This is a genomic window from Nonlabens sp., from assembly GCF_018401815.1.
In the GTDB taxonomy this organism is placed as follows: Bacteria; Bacteroidota; Bacteroidia; order Flavobacteriales; family Flavobacteriaceae; genus Nonlabens.
Genome location: NZ_JAGYKG010000004.1, coordinates 40,756 through 61,143, shown reverse-complemented (window position 1 = coordinate 61,143; position 20,388 = coordinate 40,756). Strand labels below are relative to the sequence as shown.

16 protein-coding genes are annotated in these 20,388 nt (G+C 36.8%); 7 read left to right on the top strand and 9 right to left on the bottom strand.

The window, feature by feature from the left end; all coding sequences use genetic code 11:
* Positions 1–47 precede the first annotated feature (47 nt).
* Entirely contained in the window at positions 48–665 is a 618-nt protein-coding gene (locus KG732_RS08710; protein ID WP_213522616.1) for a hypothetical protein, read from the bottom strand.
* Positions 666–1,164: 499 nt separating this feature from the next.
* Between KG732_RS08710 and KG732_RS08705 the strand changes: the two genes are divergently transcribed.
* Positions 1,165–1,503, top strand: a complete 339-nt coding sequence (locus tag KG732_RS08705) for a single-stranded DNA-binding protein (RefSeq protein ID WP_213522614.1) — start codon at positions 1,165–1,167, stop codon at positions 1,501–1,503.
* A 365-nt stretch (positions 1,504–1,868) separates the two neighbouring features.
* Here KG732_RS08705 and KG732_RS08700 read toward each other — a convergent pair whose 3' ends face one another.
* From KG732_RS08700 to KG732_RS08675, 6 genes are all read right to left on the bottom strand, one after another.
* Positions 1,869–3,332 (bottom strand): magnesium chelatase, encoded by a 1,464-nt coding sequence (locus KG732_RS08700; protein ID WP_213522606.1) that lies wholly within the window; start codon positions 3,330–3,332, stop codon positions 1,869–1,871.
* Between the two features lie 326 nt (positions 3,333–3,658).
* Entirely contained in the window at positions 3,659–5,764 is a 2,106-nt protein-coding gene (gene recG / locus KG732_RS08695; protein ID WP_213522604.1) for an ATP-dependent DNA helicase RecG, read from the bottom strand.
* 311 nt (positions 5,765–6,075) lie between these two features.
* Positions 6,076–6,672: a hypothetical protein gene (locus KG732_RS08690; RefSeq protein WP_213522597.1), complete on the bottom strand. Its 597-nt coding sequence runs from the start codon at positions 6,670–6,672 to the stop codon at positions 6,076–6,078.
* A gap of 47 nt (positions 6,673–6,719) precedes the next feature.
* A complete protein-coding gene (locus KG732_RS08685) occupies positions 6,720–7,541 on the bottom strand; it encodes an SDR family oxidoreductase (protein ID WP_213522595.1) in 822 nt (273 codons plus the stop codon).
* Between the two features lie 150 nt (positions 7,542–7,691).
* Positions 7,692–8,663, bottom strand: coding sequence for a 3-oxoacyl-ACP synthase III family protein (locus tag KG732_RS08680; RefSeq protein WP_213522593.1), 972 nt, complete (start codon positions 8,661–8,663; stop codon positions 7,692–7,694).
* Positions 8,664–8,841: 178 nt separating this feature from the next.
* Complete coding sequence (locus KG732_RS08675) at positions 8,842–11,172, bottom strand: UvrD-helicase domain-containing protein (protein ID WP_213522591.1); 2,331 nt, start codon at positions 11,170–11,172, stop codon at positions 8,842–8,844.
* Between the two features lie 186 nt (positions 11,173–11,358).
* Here KG732_RS08675 and KG732_RS08670 point away from each other — a divergent pair, with 186 nt between their 5' ends.
* From KG732_RS08670 to KG732_RS08655, 4 genes are all read left to right on the top strand, one after another.
* The gene (locus tag KG732_RS08670) at positions 11,359–11,589 is read left to right on the top strand and encodes a hypothetical protein (protein WP_213522589.1); all 231 of its coding nucleotides are present in this window, start codon (positions 11,359–11,361) and stop codon (positions 11,587–11,589) included.
* Positions 11,590–11,598: 9 nt separating this feature from the next.
* Entirely contained in the window at positions 11,599–12,456 is an 858-nt protein-coding gene (locus tag KG732_RS08665; RefSeq protein ID WP_213522587.1) for a GLPGLI family protein, read from the top strand.
* 86 nt (positions 12,457–12,542) lie between these two features.
* The gene (locus tag KG732_RS08660) at positions 12,543–15,113 is read left to right on the top strand and encodes a hypothetical protein (protein WP_213522585.1); all 2,571 of its coding nucleotides are present in this window, start codon (positions 12,543–12,545) and stop codon (positions 15,111–15,113) included.
* 279 nt (positions 15,114–15,392) lie between these two features.
* Positions 15,393–15,911 (top strand): hypothetical protein, encoded by a 519-nt coding sequence (locus KG732_RS08655; protein ID WP_213522583.1) that lies wholly within the window; start codon positions 15,393–15,395, stop codon positions 15,909–15,911.
* Between the two features lie 87 nt (positions 15,912–15,998).
* Here KG732_RS08655 and KG732_RS08650 read toward each other — a convergent pair whose 3' ends face one another.
* Positions 15,999–18,098, bottom strand: a complete 2,100-nt coding sequence (locus KG732_RS08650; protein WP_213522581.1) for a M1 family metallopeptidase — start codon at positions 18,096–18,098, stop codon at positions 15,999–16,001.
* A 402-nt stretch (positions 18,099–18,500) separates the two neighbouring features.
* On the opposite strand from KG732_RS08650, the gene KG732_RS08645 reads away from it, so the two are divergent.
* Complete coding sequence (locus KG732_RS08645) at positions 18,501–19,031, top strand: methyltransferase (protein ID WP_213522579.1); 531 nt, start codon at positions 18,501–18,503, stop codon at positions 19,029–19,031.
* Positions 19,032–19,034: 3 nt separating this feature from the next.
* Positions 19,035–19,886 (top strand): glycosyltransferase family 2 protein, encoded by an 852-nt coding sequence (locus tag KG732_RS08640; protein ID WP_213522577.1) that lies wholly within the window; start codon positions 19,035–19,037, stop codon positions 19,884–19,886.
* Here KG732_RS08640 and KG732_RS08635 read toward each other — a convergent pair.
* A complete protein-coding gene (locus KG732_RS08635; RefSeq protein ID WP_300980404.1) occupies positions 19,883–20,209 on the bottom strand; it encodes a DUF6646 family protein in 327 nt (108 codons plus the stop codon). The genes KG732_RS08640 and KG732_RS08635 overlap by 4 nt on opposite strands.
* Positions 20,210–20,388 lie beyond the last annotated feature (179 nt).

Sequence of the window (20,388 nt, the reverse complement as noted above, 5' to 3'; positions counted from 1 at the left end):
CTTGCCGTGAATCTCATAATTATCAAAATTACACAGCAAATACCTAATTAATGAAAGCTCATAACTACCCATTTTTCAGAAGCACTATCATACACTAACTGCATCATTTCATATTGACTGCATCGCAACCGAATGTTATTTTGAATTTGATTTTCTAAAGTAGAATTAGAATTTAGAGCTAATAATACCAAATCGCCTTCGGTCGGATACAACCAAATTTGAGTTCCATCAGGTGCCGATTTGATTCCCGAGACCGTTAGTTGATTACTACCCGTTGTACTTGGATTAGGGTGGGCCATTCTAATAATTGATTTACCATGGTTAGGCTCTCCGGGTAAAATTACAATATCCAAATTATCTATCCTTCCGTTACTAGGAATGATCAATGAAGGAAGTTCTCCAAATTCTAATCGCTGCTTTTTTGTTACAACTTTGTTATCTTCAATCTCAATATGTTCTCCCATGGACACAGGAACCATTCTACCCTCAGCATCAACACCTACCAATCTTATAGCTAATCTTGTCGTAATATCGGTCGACAATGACCTCACAATAACACTTCCATTGATATCTAACTCTGCTTGGGGATGAGCTGTGTTGATTCCCACCTGAGTAAAAGCAAAAGCACTAAATAACAAAGCCAAAGGTACAGTCGTAATTTTCATGTGGATAAAGTTTGCTTGAATGTAAACGAAATAAACCCTTCTAAAAAAAATATTCCCATTTCCTAGTCAATTGAACCAAAAAGAGACCGTTCGTCGATTTTTGAGGTAATGATTTGAAAAAGAAGGATATAGAAGATGATAAATTATGTTAATTTGAAGAAATTTACTGTCGTATTTATTTAAACAGTGCTCCTTTTAATTCTTTACAGTTCACTGAACATCCATTTTTTGTCTTAAATGTTACAACAGGATGAAAAAATAAAGAAAAATATCGATGGATGTGCTACTCCCAACAGTTTTTATAAAGTCTTTAAAAAAAATAAAACCCCACAAAATCTTTAATCACCTACCTCTTCAAAAATACAATCATTTACAAACGTAAATAAACGTAAATAAACGGTTAACATACGATTGTAGTAATAATGCGATCACATCTTTGCACTGTCGTCAAAACAATCGATGACAATAACTAATTTTTAACCATTTCAACTAATTTATTATGAGCAATCTAAGCAACAGAGTACAATTAATCGGGCACCTAGGACAGGATCCTGAAATCGTAAAGTTAAACGATGACAAAAAACTAGTAAAGTTTTCACTAGCTACCTCAGATCGGTATACCAACAAACTAGGTGAGAAAGTAACAGATACCCAATGGCATCGTGTCGTAGCATTTAATGCTGCGGCAAACATTATTTCTGAGTATGTTAAAAAAGGGAATAAAATTGGTGTGGAAGGAAAACTAGTCACCAGACAATGGGAAGACAAAAACGGTGAGAAACAATACACCACAGAAGTTGTTTGTGATCAAGTATTAATGTTAGATACTAAAGCATAAGTACCCAAATCAGCTTACACATTATTAGAGCATCTGATAGACTTAACTCAGAAGTAGAAATACAGAAAGCTTATTGTTTCCACATTTATATGGAGGCAATAAGCTTTTTTTTATCAGAATCAACAGGTTTAAAAGCATCATCGGCTTGCTAATAATAAGCTGCTGCTACCTGATATTCTCCTAAAATCTGTGAGTAAGTAACTTTTAGGGCGACATAAGAAAATTCTATAACATCATGCTTTGCAGGTAGAACTGGCTTTTACCACTTTTACCTATTCGTTCTTGTTCATGCGTCTCGTGCTTGTTACGCCTTGTTACAAAGATTAGAATTACAAATAAACTTCCTAAACAATTAACTGAATTGATTACATGCCCCTTACAAAGTCGCTGTATAAATCATTGAATTGGTAGCCTTCTGTAAATCGTTTTTTACTGAGTTTGTTAAATTCTACTAAAGACCAAAGGATAAATTCTTTCATAAAATTACGATCTTCCTTACTTGTCTCTGGTTGATATTTCTGAACTAAATCTTCTAATGGTTCTATGTGATCGATCAATACTTGGTAATCACTGTTATTGAGTTCGTCTAGTAATTCTACACCTTCATTATTGAAGAACCACTCGACCAATTTATCGTAAGGGGTTTCTTCATTTTCTTTTACCAGTTTCTTAATCTCTGGAAAGTAGTTAGGAAAGAGTGTTTTAGTCGCAGCTCCTATCAACTCATTTGCAACAAAAGCGCCCCCCTCTTGTTCCCCTTCATACACCAACTCAATCTTTCCAGTGATCGAGGGAATAACTCCAGTAAAATCAGAAAAACGTATGGTTGTTGTATCGTCTCCATTCATTAAAGAGCGACGCTCTGCGGTACTCAATAAGTTTTCAAAAGCCGTGATGCTCATACGCGCACTTACACCACTTTTCTCATCCACATACTCACTCTCTCTTGCACAAAAACTAATTTGTTCTAATAAGTCTTTAGCTAGTTCTGGCACATAAACAGCCTTTTCGGTACGCGCATCTTTCTTAGCTTCTTGTTGCGTAATCATTTTGGCGATTTCGATGCTTTCAGGATAATGTGTTAAAATCTGAGATCCTATTCTGTCTTTTAAGGGTGTAACAATACTACCACGATTGGTATAATCTTCTGGATTTGCTGTAAAGACAAATTGCATATCTAATGATAAACGCAATTTGAATCCGCGTATTTGAATATCGCCTTCTTGTAGAATATTAAAAAGCGCTACCTGAATACGAGCTTGTAAATCTGGCAGCTCATTAATAACAAAAATACATCGGTTAGCACGAGGTATCATGCCATAATGAATAACGCGATCATCTGCATAGCTCAATTTTAAGTTGGCCGCTTTTATAGGATCTATATCTCCTATTAAATCTGCAACAGTTACATCTGGTGTAGCTAATTTTTCATAAAACCTATCGTCTCTGTACAACCATGAAATAGGGGTATCATCTCCATGTTCTTCAATCAGCTGCTTTGCTGTTCTTGAAAGTGGGTGTAAGGGATCGTCATGAATCTCACTTTGTGTCACATAAGGAATGTATTCATCCAGTAATCCAGTCATAAGTCTTGCCAGTCGCGTCTTTGCTTGACCTCGCAATCCTAATAAATTGATGTTGTGACGTGATAAAATGGCACGTTCCAATTCTGGAATAACCGTGTTGTCATAACCGTGAATCCCTGAAAAAGAGTTCACCTCATTTTTAATGTTGTGAATCAGGTTATCTCTTAATTCTTCTTTTATCGATTTAGATTTCCATCCCGCTTTTTTGAGTTGGCCTAATGTATTTATTTTATTGTGATCCATATTTGTTCTCCTAGAGGATTACAAATTACAACCCATGGCCTACTCTGGCAATCATTAAAGAGATATTTAACAAAAGTGTTTCCCAACCCATGTTCTTCATTCCTACAAGCTTTTTTTTAATCTCGCTTTCGCGAAAGCGGAACAGGTTTATTTATACTTCACTAACTAGTTTTTTTTAAGTTAGTATAAGGTTGAAAAGCTTGAGCATTAAAAAACCGTGAAAGGGTTGCAACCGTTTATTTTTGAATGAGCAATTGTTTAATAATCTTACTCATTGCTATCTTACTGGCAGATCAGTTGTATTTATATTTCGACTTCTACTTCTTCTAGCTGATGTACTTCCAGAGTCCTTTTTTATTTTGCAGAAAAGTCATGACTCGTTTTACCCCTGCATGTTCTGGTCTTACAATTTTGACATCTTTGGCGAGTAATTTCTGAGCCGCTTCTCTAGCTAGGGCTAAAATCTGGTTATCTTTAACAATATCGGCAAGTCGTAAATCCATCACCCCACTTTGTTGTGTTCCCATCAAATCTCCTGGACCACGCAATTTTAAATCCACCTCAGCAATTTGAAAACCATCAGTTGTGGCCACCATGGTTTGTAGTCTGGTTTTAGAATCACTACTCAATTTGTGACCCGTCATAAGAATACAATAACTCTGGTCTGCTCCACGCCCTACTCTACCTCGCAATTGGTGCAATTGAGAAAGCCCAAAACGCTCGGCACTTTCAATGATCATCACACTGGCATTAGGCACATTGACCCCTACTTCTATGACTGTGGTGGCTACCATAATTTGTGTTTCTCCTTTTACAAAGCGATTCATCTCGTAGTCTTTATCCTCTGGCTTCATACGACCGTGAAGAATACTTACTTTATATTGAGGCAATGGAAACTCTCGAACGATGCTTTCATAACCATCTTGAAGATCTTTATAATCCAGCGTTTCTGATTCTTCAATCAGCGGGTACACCATGTATATTTGACGCCCAAGAGCTATTTCATCTCTAATAAAAGCAAAAACAGCCAATCTGTTTTTATCAAAACGGTGCACTGTTTTGATCTCTTTACGACCAGGTGGTAATTCGTCAATGACCGATATATCTAGGTCCCCATATAAACTCATGGCCAGCGTTCTAGGAATAGGTGTTGCTGTCATGACCAGTACATGAGGTGGCAGGTCATTTTTCTTCCATAGTTTGGCTCTTTGTGCAACGCCAAAACGGTGTTGTTCATCAACAATAGCAACCCCTATGTTTTTAAACCTTACTTTATCTTCTATAAGTGCGTGCGTGCCTATCAAGATATCTAGACTACCGTCTTCTAGTCCTTCATGAATTACCCGACGATTTTTAGTTTTTACAGATCCAGTTAAAATGGATACTGTAATTCCTGTTCCTTTCAGTAGTTCTGATACGCCACTGTAATGTTGCTGAGCAAGTATTTCTGTAGGTGCCATGATACAAGCCTGGAAGCCATTATCAAGAGCTAGTAACGCAGTGAGTACCGCAACAATGGTTTTTCCTGAGCCTACATCACCTTGGAGCAATCGATTCATATGAGCACCAGTTGCCATATCGGCACGTATTTCTTTTACGACTCGTTTTTGAGCTCCCGTGAGTTCAAAAGGCAAGTGATTTTGATAAAAATCAGTGAATTTAGCCCCTACACGGTCAAATACGTATCCTTTAATTTTGGTTTTTCTAATTAGGTTTTGAAGCAGCAATTCCATCTGTATAAAGAAGAGCTCTTCAAACTTCAATCTATAAATAGCCTGCTGCAGGAGCTCTGGAGTACCAGGAAAGTGAGCATTGAGCATGGCTTCATTTTTTCCTATAAGTTGATACTGTGCCCGCATATCGTCTGGCAAGGTTTCTATAAACGCACCATTGATTTCACTAAAAAGCTTGCGCATGCATTTTACGATATAGGTATTGGTAATCTTGCGTTTAGCAAGCATTTCTGTACTTGGATATACCGGGGCCATCGCACTTTGTTTGCGGGATTTATGATCTGCTAGTAATTCTAAGTCTGGATGTGCAATATTGTATTGAGAACCATAACGAGCTACTTTACCAAAAGCTACATAAGGTTCATTGATCTTTAAACTATCTCTAAAATGTTTCTGACTGCGGAACCATACCAGCTCCATTCTTCCCGTCTCGTCTGCAAAGGTGGCTACCAGTCGTTCTGACGCCCCTGCTCCTACAGTTTTTATGTTTAGGATATTACCTAAAACCTGAACTTGGGCACTATCGGGAACCAGCTGGTTGATTTTATAGTACTTGGTTTTATCTATATATCGATTAGGAAACAAGTTTGCTAAATCACCATAAGTGTGAATATGCAATTCACTGCGCAACAACTTAGCTCTTTCTGGACCGATGCCAGCGAGATAATCTATAGGAGTAGAAAGAAAGTTAAGTGGCACGTGCTATTTATTTCTGGTGTGTATTCAAAGGTAATTGAAAGATATTTTAAATCCCAATTTGTTAAATTAGGAAAACAAGATGCCTGTCTGAGCGGGAGTCGAAGACGTGAACTTATAAAAGAGATCACACTAAGCACAAAGGTTTTGACTGTCGCTCCACCAAACATTTTACTTATTCAACAAGTTTACGATGCTAGTCTAAGCGATAGCCGAAGACGTGAACTGATCTAAACATTCCTTTCAACAAAAAACCCAGACGTGATCAAGTCAAGTCTAGGTTTTTGTTAGAACAATTCAATTTATTTATTTATTTAGCCTCTACGTCTTTCTAAAAGAATCATCATCATCAAACCTAGCATCACTCGTTCTTTATCGTCTTCATCGATATCTGCAAGCTTGGTCAATTCAAATTCTTTACCAAAGAAGGATGGCATCTTTTTGAGCTTTACTGCAATCTGACCAGCTTTATTGGTTACGTTGTAAGTAGGGTTGAACAGATAACCAGTGAATACGCCTATAATAGGAATGCCGCCTACTAGGGCGTCTGCTATACGTACCCAAGCATTATCCTCTTGTACTTTGTATTGTGGCTGGTTGTTTTGATCTACAATGTCGTACTCTGCCTTCCACATGCTGCGCCAGCCTTTACGAGCAATCTTTCCTATCTCCTTATTATTGTGATCAAACATGGAGTACGCAGCACTAAAATCCAACCACTTATTAGCAGCAATAGTAAACAAAATCTGTGTTTTACTCTCATCGCTATAAACGTTGATGGCCTCTTTAAGCTTGAACATTTTTTGCTTGACATAGGCAATGGTTTGTCCTGAAGCATTTTTTGCAGTAAAATCATTACTAAGAGTCGTAATTTTAAATGAAAAGGTAATGGGGTATTGCAGGTTATTCATATGATCTTAGTTGAATTTCTAAAGGTACTACAACTTAAATAAAAATCTTAACCAGTGATGTGATAACCACCATCTACGTGTCTTATTTCACCTGTTATGCTACTTTCTGGTCTGAAGAGGTGACAAATTTCATATGCCAGGTCCATAGGCACTGCATTTCCTAAGGGGCTCATTCTATTTGAGGTAGCTACATCTTCTATTTTTAAAGTGGCATTACCTGCTTTACTACCCATGTAAGGAGAAAACCGAATAGCATTCACTCGTATACCGTGTTTACGACCTAGTTCATCTGCCAGTTCGATTGTAATTCGTTCCAGTGCAGCTTTTGCAATACTTATATTTCTATAAGGATGAAAAGTTACTTTAGCTGCAGCGATATAACTTAAAGAACAAATGGAGGCCCCATCTTGCAAAACACCATGCTTGAGCAAATAGTGGGATACTCGTATTAAAGAATAGGCACTGACGTTCATAGTATCACAAAACTCCTCTTTTGTAACGTCAATTAAGGGCTTAACTTCCTTATTGCGTATGGTTTTATCCATAGCTATGGCATGAAGGAAACCGTCCAGCTTAACCCCTTTTTGAGCCAAGTCTTTTGCAAAATGTTCTATATTTTCATCTATAGTCACATCTAAGATTTCAACCCTTGCATCTCCTAAAACGTCATGTACGGAGCTTTTAAAATCTTCAAAATTCTGATTTAGAAAAGATTTTGCTTTATCTGATAAGTCATTGTGAAAGGGGCTTACCCCAAGACCAGTGCAGACTACTCTACCGCCGTTTGTTATAATTTCTCTTGCAGCATACATAGCTAGGGAATGCTCATCTGCAATACCGGTAATTAAAAAAGTTTTGTTTGTCAACATTTGTATATCATTTTAGTTCTTATCTACGTCAGGTATCCTGGATGGATTTCCTACTAATTTCGCTTTCGCGAAAGCGTTCACTATACCTAATCACCAATTTACTCGCTATCATTCAACACGACAATTAGTCGGTTGTAGCACCATAAAAAACTACCATTTATAAAGAGCAGTTCCCCAAGTCCAGCCGGCGCCTACGGCAGCAAACAAAACCAAATCCCCCTCTTTAAGAAGGTTTTTCTTGACAGTTTCATCCAGCATCATCGGTATGGTACCTCCAGAGGTATTGGCATAACGATCCATATTAGTCATTACTTTCTCCCAAGGTAAGGAGATGCGATTTGCAATCTCTTCCAGTATTCTTACACTGGGTTGATGGGGTATGAGGTAGTTCACCTCATCTATAGCAACCTTATTCTTGGAGAGCAATTTTTTTATAGACTCTGGAACCACTTTTATGGCAGTTTGAAAAACAGCAGGTCCATCCATTTGAAAATACTGCAGGCCTTCTTTAAGAGTTTGATCAGTAGTCGGTAACAAGGATCCTCCAGCTGGAATATTCCAACTGTCCTTACCTCGGCCATCGGTATGCAGTAAAAAATCTATAAAACCTTTATCTTCATGGGTATGAGAGAGAACCATGGCTCCCGCACCGTCTCCAAAAAAAACCGCATCTCTGCGGTTCCAATCCGTAATGTTTGAAAAAGTGTCGGCACCAATGACTAGTACATTTTTATACATTCCTGACTTAATAAATTGAACCGCTGTGGTTGTTGCAAACAAAGCACCCGAGCAAACAGCAGAAATATCAAAGGCAACTGCATTGAAAGCTTCTATTTTTTCTTGTACAAAACAAGCACAAGAAGGAGCAAGCCTGTCTGGAGTAGCAGTAGCCAGTATGATTAAGTCGATATCCTGCGGGGTTAAGCCTGCATTTTTAATAGCTTCTTTTCCAGCCATAGCAGCTAGATCACTGGTAGTTTCTCCTGTAGAAATCCGTCGTTCTTTAATTCCTAAGTTTTTTTGTATCCAAGCATCGTTGGATCCTACAGATTCAAAAAAATCATTTTTTACCACATTTTCCGGAGCATAAGATCCGGTACCTCTTATATATGCATTATCCATAAACTAGTATAAGCCTATAAAAATGTGCTATTTAATTAAAATAAAACAGAAAATTTAATAAAAATTTTAAATAATTACACAATTATCAAGAAGTGATATTGTAAAATGATAAAGCATTAAAATTATACATGTAAAATATGAATTTCTCAATAAAGAAAAAGAGCTTTTCAGAAATATGCTATCCAAGGACCTCTAATTTAGCAAAACGCAACAACAGTTTTTTTAATCCGCCTACATTAAAATTTATTTCGGCCTTTTTTTCGCCGCCTATTCCTTCGAGGCTCACCACTGTTCCCCTTCCAAAACGGGCGTGTTCTACCAGCATTCCGGGTTGTAAATTAGCTTCAAATCCTGCTGGAGCGATGGAATCGGTTGCCGCGCGACTTACAGGACGCATCTTTCTCAATTTCTTGATTTGTTCCTCATTAGGCTGGCTCAAGCTAGGTGGTGTTCCGTTCTTAGGTTTGGACTGACGCAGTTTAGATTTATCTGGTTCGTCCCACAAATCGTTACTCATTAAAGGTTTGTAACGGTAATCATCTGGCGGGGTGGTGTATTCTAAATACTGATCGTCTATTTCAGTAATAAAACGACTCGGCTCGGCATCTACTAATTTACCCCATCGGTAGCGGCTTAATGTATAGGTTAAATAAGCCTGATGTTCTGCTCTGGTGAGTGCCACATAAAAAAGACGGCGTTCTTCTTCTAGGTCTTCACGAGTATTCATTGCCATCCCGCTAGGGAATAAGTCTTCTTCCATTCCAACGATGTACAAGTATGGAAATTCAAGACCTTTAGACAGATGAATGGTCATTAAAGAAACGCGGTCTTCATCTCCTGTATCGTTATCGAGATCTGTAGCCAGGGCAACATCTTCTAGGAATTCAGAAAGGGCTCCACGAGCATCTGCTACTTCTTTTTGGCCTTCGACAAAATCCCGCATACCGTTAAGCAATTCCTCCATGTTTTCTATACGAGAAATTCCTTCTTGAGTGCCATCCTTTTTGAGTTCTGTGATCAGTGCTGTTTTCTTGAGAACATATTCTGTCAATTCAAAGACGTTTTGAGTTTCATCCAGTACTTGGAAACTCTTGATCATGGTAGCAAAGTTCTTTAACTTTGATTTAGTGGCGCTATTGATTCCAATGTCTAACCGATCGATATTATCGATGACTTCAAACAGGCTGCGGTCGTATTGTTTTGCAGCAACTATCAGTCGGTCCAAGGTCGTTGTGCCTATACCACGAGCTGGGTAGTTGATTACTCGTTTGAGCGCTTCTTCATCTTTAGAGTTGACCACGAGACGTAAATAAGAAAGTACATCTTTGACTTCTTTACGCTGGTAAAAACTCAAGCCACCATAAATACGGTAAGGAATATCGCGCTTGCGCAAGGCATCTTCCATCGCACGAGATTGTGCGTTTGTTCTGTAAAGAATAGCAAACTTACCGTTATCCAACTGGTGGTTCATCTTATTTTCAAAAATAGAACCTGCTACAAAACGTCCTTCTTCAGAATCGCTCATCAATCGATGGACGATTATTTTAGGACCGTCATCATTTGCGGTCCAGACTACTTTATCGAGTTTGGTTTTATTGTGCTCAATTATGGAGTTTGCTGCTTCTACTATGTTTTTAGTTGAACGGTAATTTTGCTCTAATCTATAGGCTTTTACATCATCATAATCCCGCTGGAAATTGAGGATGTTATTAATGTTTGCTCCTCTAAAAGCATAAATAGACTGTGCGTCATCACCTACCACACATATATTCTGGAATTTATCCGACAGCGCCTTTACGATCAAATACTGGGAATGATTGGTATCTTGGTACTCATCTACGAGTATGTATTGAAATCTGTTTTGATATTTTGCCAGCACATCCGGAAAACGGTTGATCAACTCATTTGTTTTTAATAGGAGATCGTCAAAATCCATGGCTCCAGCCTTAAAACATCGCTCTACATATTCTTTGTAAATTTCGCCAAAACGCGGTCGACGCGCCATCGCATCTGCCTCTTGTAAGTCGGCATCATTATAATAAGCTCGCACGGTAATCAAACTGTTTTTTAAAGAAGAGATGCGAGAAAAAATCTGTTTGTATTTATAGACATCTTTATCCAGTCCCATTTCTTTGATAATGGCACTGGTAAGGCGCTGAGAATCTTGCGAATCGTAAATCGTAAAGTTAGAAGGATATCCTAACTTATCGGCTTCTACACGTAATAAACGGGCAAAAACCGAGTGAAAAGTACCCATCCATAGGTTTTTTGCCTCGCTTGCTCCGACGATCTCGCCTATACGTTTTTTCATCTCTTTTGCCGCTTTGTTAGTAAACGTAAGTGACAAAATATTGAAGGGATCAATACCTTGCTGCATCAAATAGGCGATGCGTATGGTCAGCACACGGGTTTTACCGGATCCCGCGCCAGCAATAATGATCATAGGACCTTCTTTTTGCAAAACAGGTTCTTTTTGGGCGTCGTTGAGTTGGGAAATATGATCTTGCACTGGTCTTCTTTTTGTAGCTTATAAAGATACGGCTTGTCAGGTTCTCGCTTTCGCGAAAGCGGAACATTTACAAGTGTTTTTTCAACAATAAACTAAATACGTATTAACATTAATTATCAAAAAAATTGTTACTCTCATTTTTTTTTTTTTAGAATTGATGTATTATTAACTTTTAATCTTTTTATTATGAAAAAAGTACTTTTAACATTTGCTTTAATAGCTGGAACGGCTTTTACGGCAAACTCACAATGTGGGGACAACGCATCTCCTATCTCTTCTAGTTGCTGGAGCGGCTGTGTGTCTGTATACCCACCTTTAACTGGATTTCTTGAAATAGATGCCAGAGGTCCTAGAAAGCCTAACGCTACGGAATATGCCGAGGCACAAGGCATATTAGATTCTTATTGTAATAGATAATAGAATATTATGAAGTATTTACTGATACCTTTACTAATTTTAACCTTCCTTTTAGGTTCTGTCAATTATGAAGAATCACAACCTATCGAAAGAGGTGCTGAAAATGAAAAGTATTACAGTGTTCTCTACCTTGCTACCTTTAAGCCTCATTTAACGAGTAAAAACCATAGAAAAGAATATGCAAATTTATATTTAAAGGGAAATACATCAATTTTTCAATGGTACGGTATAAGAAAACAAGACAGCATTCAATTACATCGCAAATTAGAAAATGAAGATGTCAGTAAATATTATTCCTTAGAACAATATGCTATTGAATTTTACAATAATCAACTTACTTATTACGATAATATAGGATATGATGAATATGAGTATAAAGAAAAAATAAATCATCAATGGAAGTTAGGCGATAAATCCAAAAACATCGCTGGTTACAATTGTAAAAATGCATTTGTTGATTATGGAGGAAGAAGTTGGGAGGCATGGTACACTTTAGAAATCCCTATTAATGCAGGTCCTTACAAATTTAAAGGATTGCCAGGACTAATTATAAAAATAACAGACAGCACTTATTCTTATGATTTTGAGGTTACTGAGATTAAAAATAAAAAAAAACTTATCTTAAAAAAAACTTATCATGAAATGAGTGATAAAGATAGATATCAAACTAATCGGAGCTCTTTTAACCTTCTTAAACACCGATTTAAATCAATGTCATTCAATGAACGTATATCATACATGAACAGAAACAAAGAAGCCAATCAAGAAGTAGTATTTACAGATGAAAATGGGAATGAAGCGAGTTTTAGAGATATCAAGTTTTCAAAAACACTTAATTTGATTGAAATAGATCATGAAAGCAAATGAAGATAAAATTGTTTAGAATCAATAAACATATTCTGACGGTGTTCTTTTTTGGAATACCGTTTTTTTGTTTAAGTCAAAATATTGAATTGTTTGTTACTGTTAAAGATTCTATTACCAAACCCATAGCCTTCTCAACTATTATTGTTTCTGATTCTAAAGAAGAAAATAACATAATTGCTTTTGCTAGCTCTAATTCTAAAGGTCAATTTACTCTAGCCTTTGAAACTGCTTTAGATTCTTTATGGGTTTCTTGTAGACATATATCACATAAAACTATTCAGAAGAAAATCAAGGCGACTTCTCAAAGTATAAATTTTATAATGCAAGAATCTCCAGACCAACTTAAAGAAGTACTTGTTAAAGCAAAAAAGAATTTTACGGTAAAAGGTGACACCATTTCTTATCACGTAGATAATATCAAAAGTGAAAAAGATTATACTATTGAAGAGGTGATTTCTAGAATACCGGGAATTAAAATAGAAGACAATGGCCAAATTAAATATAATGGTAAAGCCATAAGTCACCTTTACATCAACGGTTTGGATTTACTGGAAGGTGGTTATAATATAGCTACTAGAGGTATTCCTGCCAGCGCAGTAAAAGATATAGATGTGATGCGCAAGCATAATCACTCTCGTATCGACATAGGAAGAACTGAAAGTGATGATGTGGCATTGAACCTAGAAATTAAAAAAGGCCAAAATCTAGTTTTTGGAACCGCTCGTGGCGATATAGGCGATCCATTTCTTACCACATTAGGAGAAACTACACCTTTGTATCTTAAAGATAACGTACAAAACGTGACCTCTTTAAAAGCAAACAACATAGGGAAATCCTTAAAAAACCTAGGGGAAAGTCTTATTTCTGGAGATATACATCTGAACAGTTTACAGTTTCAAACCGATAACTTGATACAATTACCTAATGTAACCGGAGTGAATCTATCTAATCTCTACTGGTTAGATAATGAGTCTCTAGCTGCAACAAATAATACGCTGGTAAAAATAAATGAAACCGACTTAATCAAAATTAATTTACTCTATAACAATGGAAATGAGCAAATATCAAATAGTTCAACAACCACTTTTATTGATGATTCTAGCAATAATACTATTAATAATCAATCTAGAAATATTCTTGAAACAGAGAAAATAGAAATAGGACTAAAAAATGAATTGAATCGCGATGACTTCTATTTTAAAAATAACTTACAACTCAAAAATATAAGAAACCAAGGAGTCAGCAATAATATACTGAATAGCAGTACCATTAATAACAATGTCAATTCAGAACAGCTTCATCTGGTGAACTCCTCCATTTTGAAAAACACCATTTTTGATGATAAAATTATAAAGAGCGGTTTATCAATAGAATTGCATCAAAATGAAGAATTAAGTAAGACGACACCATCACTTTACACCGATTTATTGGGAAATTATAATACAACGACTCAAACCGCGACTCAAAAAGCATTTAATGCAGGAGCTTTTACTACAATAAATTTTAATCTATTCTCTATGAACTGGAAAGCTTCACAAGAATTGAGCTTTCTAACAAGAACGATAGAGACCTCTATTTTTAACGGCCCTAATAACTCACAGACTAGCACTTTTCCATTCACAGGAAATCATGATTTGAATCACCTTAAAACCATCACTTCATTAGAGAGTATTTTAAAAAAAGATAATTGGAAAATTACTTTACGACCATCTTTAAACTACCATGATATTCAAACAGATGAAGTTTTAAATGATGATTTTGATTTTAATAAATCCTATTTGTTTTTTAATCCCGATGCGACAATAGGATATAAATGGAATTCAAAATGGTACACAGGAGCAAGTTATAGACGTAGATTAAGCCTTACGGATGATAATAATCTGTTCAACTCGTTTATTTTAAGGTCTTTTAACAATCTCAATCGATTTCCAAATGAGATTAATGTAACAAGAAGTAATAATTATGGAGTTTTCCTTTCTTATAGTGATATTTTAAATAGCTTGTTTATAAAGGCAAATCTGGATATTTTTAATAATCAATCCGACTTTACATTTTCAACTTCTTTAGATCAAGATGGCCTATTGCAGACAGAAGCTTTAGAAATACCAAACAAATCAAATGGTTACAAGTTTACAACAAACATTTCTAAAACTATATTTTCTTTAATTAAACTAGATGCAAGTGCTGGTGCGGAGCAATTTAATACAGAACAATTTTTTAACAACTCATTTATTGAAAATCAAAACGATAGGTATTCTACTACTTTAGAAATGGCAATAGATCAAGGAACTTGGTATGGCTTCAGCATTCTTTCCAGCTACTTTTACAATAATTCAAAAACATCCTTTTCTCAGGCAAACAGTAGGTTTCTATCTAATAAAATGACCTTAGATTTGTATACTTCTTCAAAAACTAGGATACAACTAGGTATGGAAAATATCAATTCCTACACCGCTGAACAAAACAACAGCAATACCTTAGTTAATATGTCATTTTATTATAAACCTAGTAAAAAACTATTTCTTCGTTTATCATTGAATAATATTTTTAATGAAGAATTTTACAGTACCACATTTTCAAATGCTAACAGCATTAGTATTTCTCAATTTGGTCTTAGACCTAGGCAAATAACAGCTGGATTCAACTATACGTTCTAGATCTTTTTTGGAGTTCTCGCTTTCGCGAAAGCGAAACATTTACAAGTGTTTTTTCAACAATTAATTCTGGATATTAGATATAAACAGCCTCTCAAAATTTTTCTTAGAGCGTTGTGAATTGATAAAATGAATAGGAGCATCAAAAGTCCTCAGCTAACTTTTTTCCCGAGCTATTGCTCAACTAATTTTTAATTGATTTCATAAAATTGAATCTTAAAATTGCAGTCGATAGAAAATAACCCCTTATTTTTGATCTTTACCTATCACTAAAATTAGACTATGCAAGACAGTATTTTTTCTTTGTTTCAAACTTTATTACCAACCTTTATTGTAGCGGTAATTGCCTATTATTTTCTCTCTTCTTTTATGAAAAATGAAGAACGTAGAAGAAGGTTTATCACGGTAAGAGAGTCTCAAACAAAAACACTTCCTACTCGTATGGCTGCTTATGAGCGATTGGTTCTTTTTTTGGAACGAATAAAACCAGCTAGTCTGGTGGTCAGAACAAAATCTGGCAATATGACTAAAGCAGATTATGAGCAAACGCTCATAGCCGCTATAGAACTAGAGTTTGAGCACAACATCGCACAACAAGTTTACGTCAGTGAGGAGTGCTGGAACGTCATACGGGCTGTTAAAAACACTACGATTCAACAAATACGTCAAGTCTCCATGTCACATAAAGTCGCCACTGCCGATGCATTACGTGAGGCTATTCTCAATGATTTGATGGATAAACGCGCTCCTAGCGCTACCGCTATCAGCTTTTTAAAAGCTGAAGTAAATGATTTGTTTTAAGGTTTAAAAAAGATCATAAAAGGAGTGCCTTCTTTCCCGCAAACTGTTACTGCGACTGTGACTGTACACTGCTCCTTTGACTACAAACTAATCCTTCAAGCCTAAAACTTGCTTTAATTTTTCTTGACTCTCCGTGTCAAAATTACCTAAAGATTGATCAATAAAGAATTGCCCCTTTTCTTTTTGGTATTGGACGTTTAAAACAGCTCGTGCATTTTCATAAAACCGCCACACATGATGCAAACTAGCATTCATAAGGTCAGTATAATTTTGCTGACTCATCGCGTCGAGATTGATCAAGTAATCAAAAGCTGCTGTTCTGGTTTCTGTGCTGTATTCTGAACCCGTATACGCTTGTAAACGAACTAAAAAAGGCAATAATTCTTCATTGGTATAGCCGGTAGAATTGAGTGCTAATACGATCCATGCCATATCTAAGTTATAATTTAATTCCTCCCATTGTGCTCTTGAGTTTTCTAAAACAGCCCTTTTATCGCTGGCATCATTCCACAATAAAAACAAAACGGACTCTCTGGTCACATAAGAAGCATCATGAAGCATGCTCGCAATTAATTCTCGGTTCTTATGGTTTAAAGTTGGCGTACTTAAAACAATAAGCTGGTTGACTTCTACATCATTTAATGCTGCTGCTTGCTGCAGCAGTTCGTATTTCTTCTCATTATCATGAATGCTCAACTGAGCTACCATTTCTTTGACCAATACCCTTTCAACAGGTTGTTGAAGTGTTTCTTGATACGAATTATAAGACTCTTCAAAAGTAGAAATACGTCTTGCTGACAGTTGAAGGTATTGTTCCATTACAGGCTGTTTTCTCAATATTCTCAATGCTTCAGCAGTAGGGAAGACTGTGGAAGTAAGCCAAGTTGCCTTAAAAGCAGTTAAATCTTTTTCACTGACCTCAGCGACCACATCGAGAAAACTAGCTGTCGTAACATTTTGATACTTGTTTCTTAACAGGTACTTGATAACGCTTTCGCGAAAGCTCAACACCCCAACTTCTTCTTTTAACGCATGTAACGCCCAGGCTCCATGTTGGTAAAAGCTTAGTGAGGTTGCCTTTTCATCCAGAAGTGCGGTACTAGTTCCTTTAGCAGTTTGCTCGTTCAAAGCCTCTGCATATTCAAATAATTGTGCTTGAAAATAGGAAGTTCCATATAAGTGTTTCTCTGCTAGTAATGCGTAATAACTGGCAAAACCTTCGTGCAACCAGTGGTGTTTTGCTTCCGTTTCTGTCACCAAATTACCAAACCATTGATGCGCCAGTTCGTGTGCATTCACATTTACATAACTGCGGTCGTTTGCACCTAGTTCGTCTGTAAAAAATGCGTCATTAAAGATGGTCATCCCCGTGTTTTCCATACCTGAATACAAAAAATCTTTGACGGGAACTTGCTTGTAATTTTGCCACGGATAAGCAACTCCTATCTCTGCCTCCAAGAAATCAAAGATCTCTTTAGAATGTTGATAGGTAGGTGCTACTTTTTTCTCTTCTTTAGGGTAATAATAGTATTCTAGGGGTACTCCAGAAGCGCTGGTATCTTTTTTAACTTGATAATCTCCAGCGACAAGAGCAACCAGATAACTGGACATAGGTTGTTCCATGTTGTAGCTCCAGATCATTTGATCAGCGTCAGGTTGTACTTTGGTAAGTTTGCCATTTGCGATCACCCTTTTTGATTTGGGTGCGGTGATCTGGAAACTCCAAATCATTTTATCATTCATATCATCGATACACGGCAGCCAGTTGCTGGTGTATTTTCCTTGTCCTTGGGTCCAGACTTGATCCCATAGCCGGTCATTATTTTCGTCTATATGGTACATGGCCTTCGATGGGTAGCTGGTAAACTTTATTTTGAGTTTTTTGTTATCGCTTGCGCGAAAAGGAGCTTGCACCACCAACTTTTCCCCATCATAAATAGTTTTTACCTCTTTATTATCTAAAAAAACTTGATAAGACACCAGGTTTTTTGCGTCAATAAAAATAGAAGAAGCATCTTGAAGCATCTTGATATCAAAAAGAAGTTCTCCTGTTACTTCGTTAGATAATTCATCTAAGGAAATCAGTGCCTGCGCCTTCTGAAAATCAACTGTTTTTAACTGGCTCGATGTATGTTGACCTAGCGATAAAAACGCTACCAATAAAGCAATAATTGTGATCCATTTCATAGACGTGAAAAATACAAAAGATGAACGTCAATTAACTATGTACTTCTTATGCTTAACTTTTATTAACTTTTTAGAGTACTCATCAACCACAATGGTGATATGCGGTATTCAAAACTCTTTTTAATTGGTAACATCTCTTTGCATAAGTTCCCGTCTTCGACTGTCGCTCAGACTGGCATCGTTAAGTTTGTTGAATAAGAAAAATGTTTGGTTGATCGATTGTCGAAACCTTCATACCTAGCACAATCTCCTGTTATAAGTTCTCCTCTTCGACTCTCGCTCAGACTGACATCTGTAGCTTTTATAAACTCTTCACTGAGTTTTCTATTTCAACTTTTTACAAAAGACCGTCTACTCAAAGGCGAGAAACCTTTATTTTCGTAAACTAAAGAAGATTGAACCTTGTACGAGAAAAGCGTTCCACATAAAAGATTTGGCCTTACCCTAGAATTTCTAGAAAAACACCTACCTAAAACAGATCGCATTCTAGATTTAGGAGTAGAGAATCCGTTTACGCTAATTATGAAAGAAGCTGGATATCAAGTTTTTAATACGGGCGGAGAAGATCTAGATGACGACACCTCAACTATAGAAAATTTTAAAGGTGAAGTAGTCACTGCTTTTGAAATATTTGAACATTTAGTCTCCCCTTACACCTCATTGAAAGCCATTCCATGTGATAAATGTGTGATTAGTGTTCCATTAAGGCTTTGGTTTTCTAATGCGTACCGCAATAAAAACGATATCAGAGACCAACACTACCACGAATTTGAACCTTGGCAACTGGATTATGTACTGGAAAAAGCAGGCTGGAGGATAGTCGATCACATCAAGTTTACCAATCCTGTAAATAAATTTGGAATACGTCCACTTCTTAGAAAATTTACCCATCGTTATTATCTGGTCTATTGTGTAAAGGCAAATCCTTCCTAGATTTTGAAAATAGCCATCATCATACCAGCTCATAACGAAGAGCAATGCATACACTTAACGCTGGACAGTTTGGTGCAACAATCGCTAGCAGTTACTCAAATAGTTGTGGTAGACGACAACTCAACCGACCGTACTTTTGAAATTGCCAGCTCCTACTCAACCTCCTTACCTATCAAAGTGGTGAAAAAATTCTCGAGTGCAGAAAATGTTCCTGGCAGTAAAGTCATACAGGCATTTAACTATGGTCTGGCTCAAATAGATAGAGCAAGTTTTGACCTCATTTGTAAGTACGATGCTGACTTGATATTCCCTAAAAATTATATAGAAGAGGTGGTAGCTCGCTTTAGCGAAAGCGAAACTATAGGAATGGTTGCTGGACATTGTAGCATTCTAAGGAACGGCCGTTGGGAAATGGAAAACCAAAACAATCCAGATCATATCAGAGGAGCTCTTAAAGCCTACAGACGAGAATGTTTTGAACAAATAGGCGGACTTCAAGCCAGTATAGGATGGGATACCATAGATGAAATGCTCGCGCGATTTTACGGCTGGGAAGTACTGACCATTCCAGAATTGCATGTAAAACACTTAAAACCTACTGGAGCAGCTTATAATGCCAGGTCCAAATACTTGCAAGGAGAAGCTTTTTATAAAATGCGATATGGTCAACTGCTCACTTTTATAACCGCTGCAAAAATGGCCTGGAATAAAAAACAATTCAACCTGATAACCGATTACTTAAAAGGTTACCAACTGGCACAAAAAAAGAACCTTGCTCCACTGGTAACAGAAGAGCAAGGTCGTTTTATTAGAGCATACCGCTGGAACGGTATCAAGTCAAAGTTGGGGTTTTAGAAATTAAAAGCCAAACCAAAACTCATCGTAAACTGATTGTAAATCTCTTCAGCTGGAGTTAGGTTTTCGGTTTTGTATTTTGCTAGTGGAAAAGCTGCTTCTGTATAGATTCCAAAACCGTCTGTAAAGAAATACCTCGCACCTATGTGCCCTCCGAAGTTTTTATTACTGAAAGCAAGTCCAGGATAAAAATCAAACATCGGGTCGATGTTCAAGACATTACCTATGTTAGCATTGAAACGCAATTTTACAGCAGCTCTTTCATCAAAGTCAGCATCTATAGTATCGTCTAGACTTAGTGCATAATTCACGCCTAGACCCATAGAAAAGTTTTCTGCTATTGCAACATCCTAAGTCCCATGAATTCCCTTAGCACCACTCTGAAAATTAGCTCCTATTTGCATTTTTTGGTCTCCTTAGCTTTAAAAATTTGGGTCGTTGTCGTTACACTTGCGACTAGAGCTGCTATAAGCACTATTTTTTTTGACACCCCTTTTTTTGC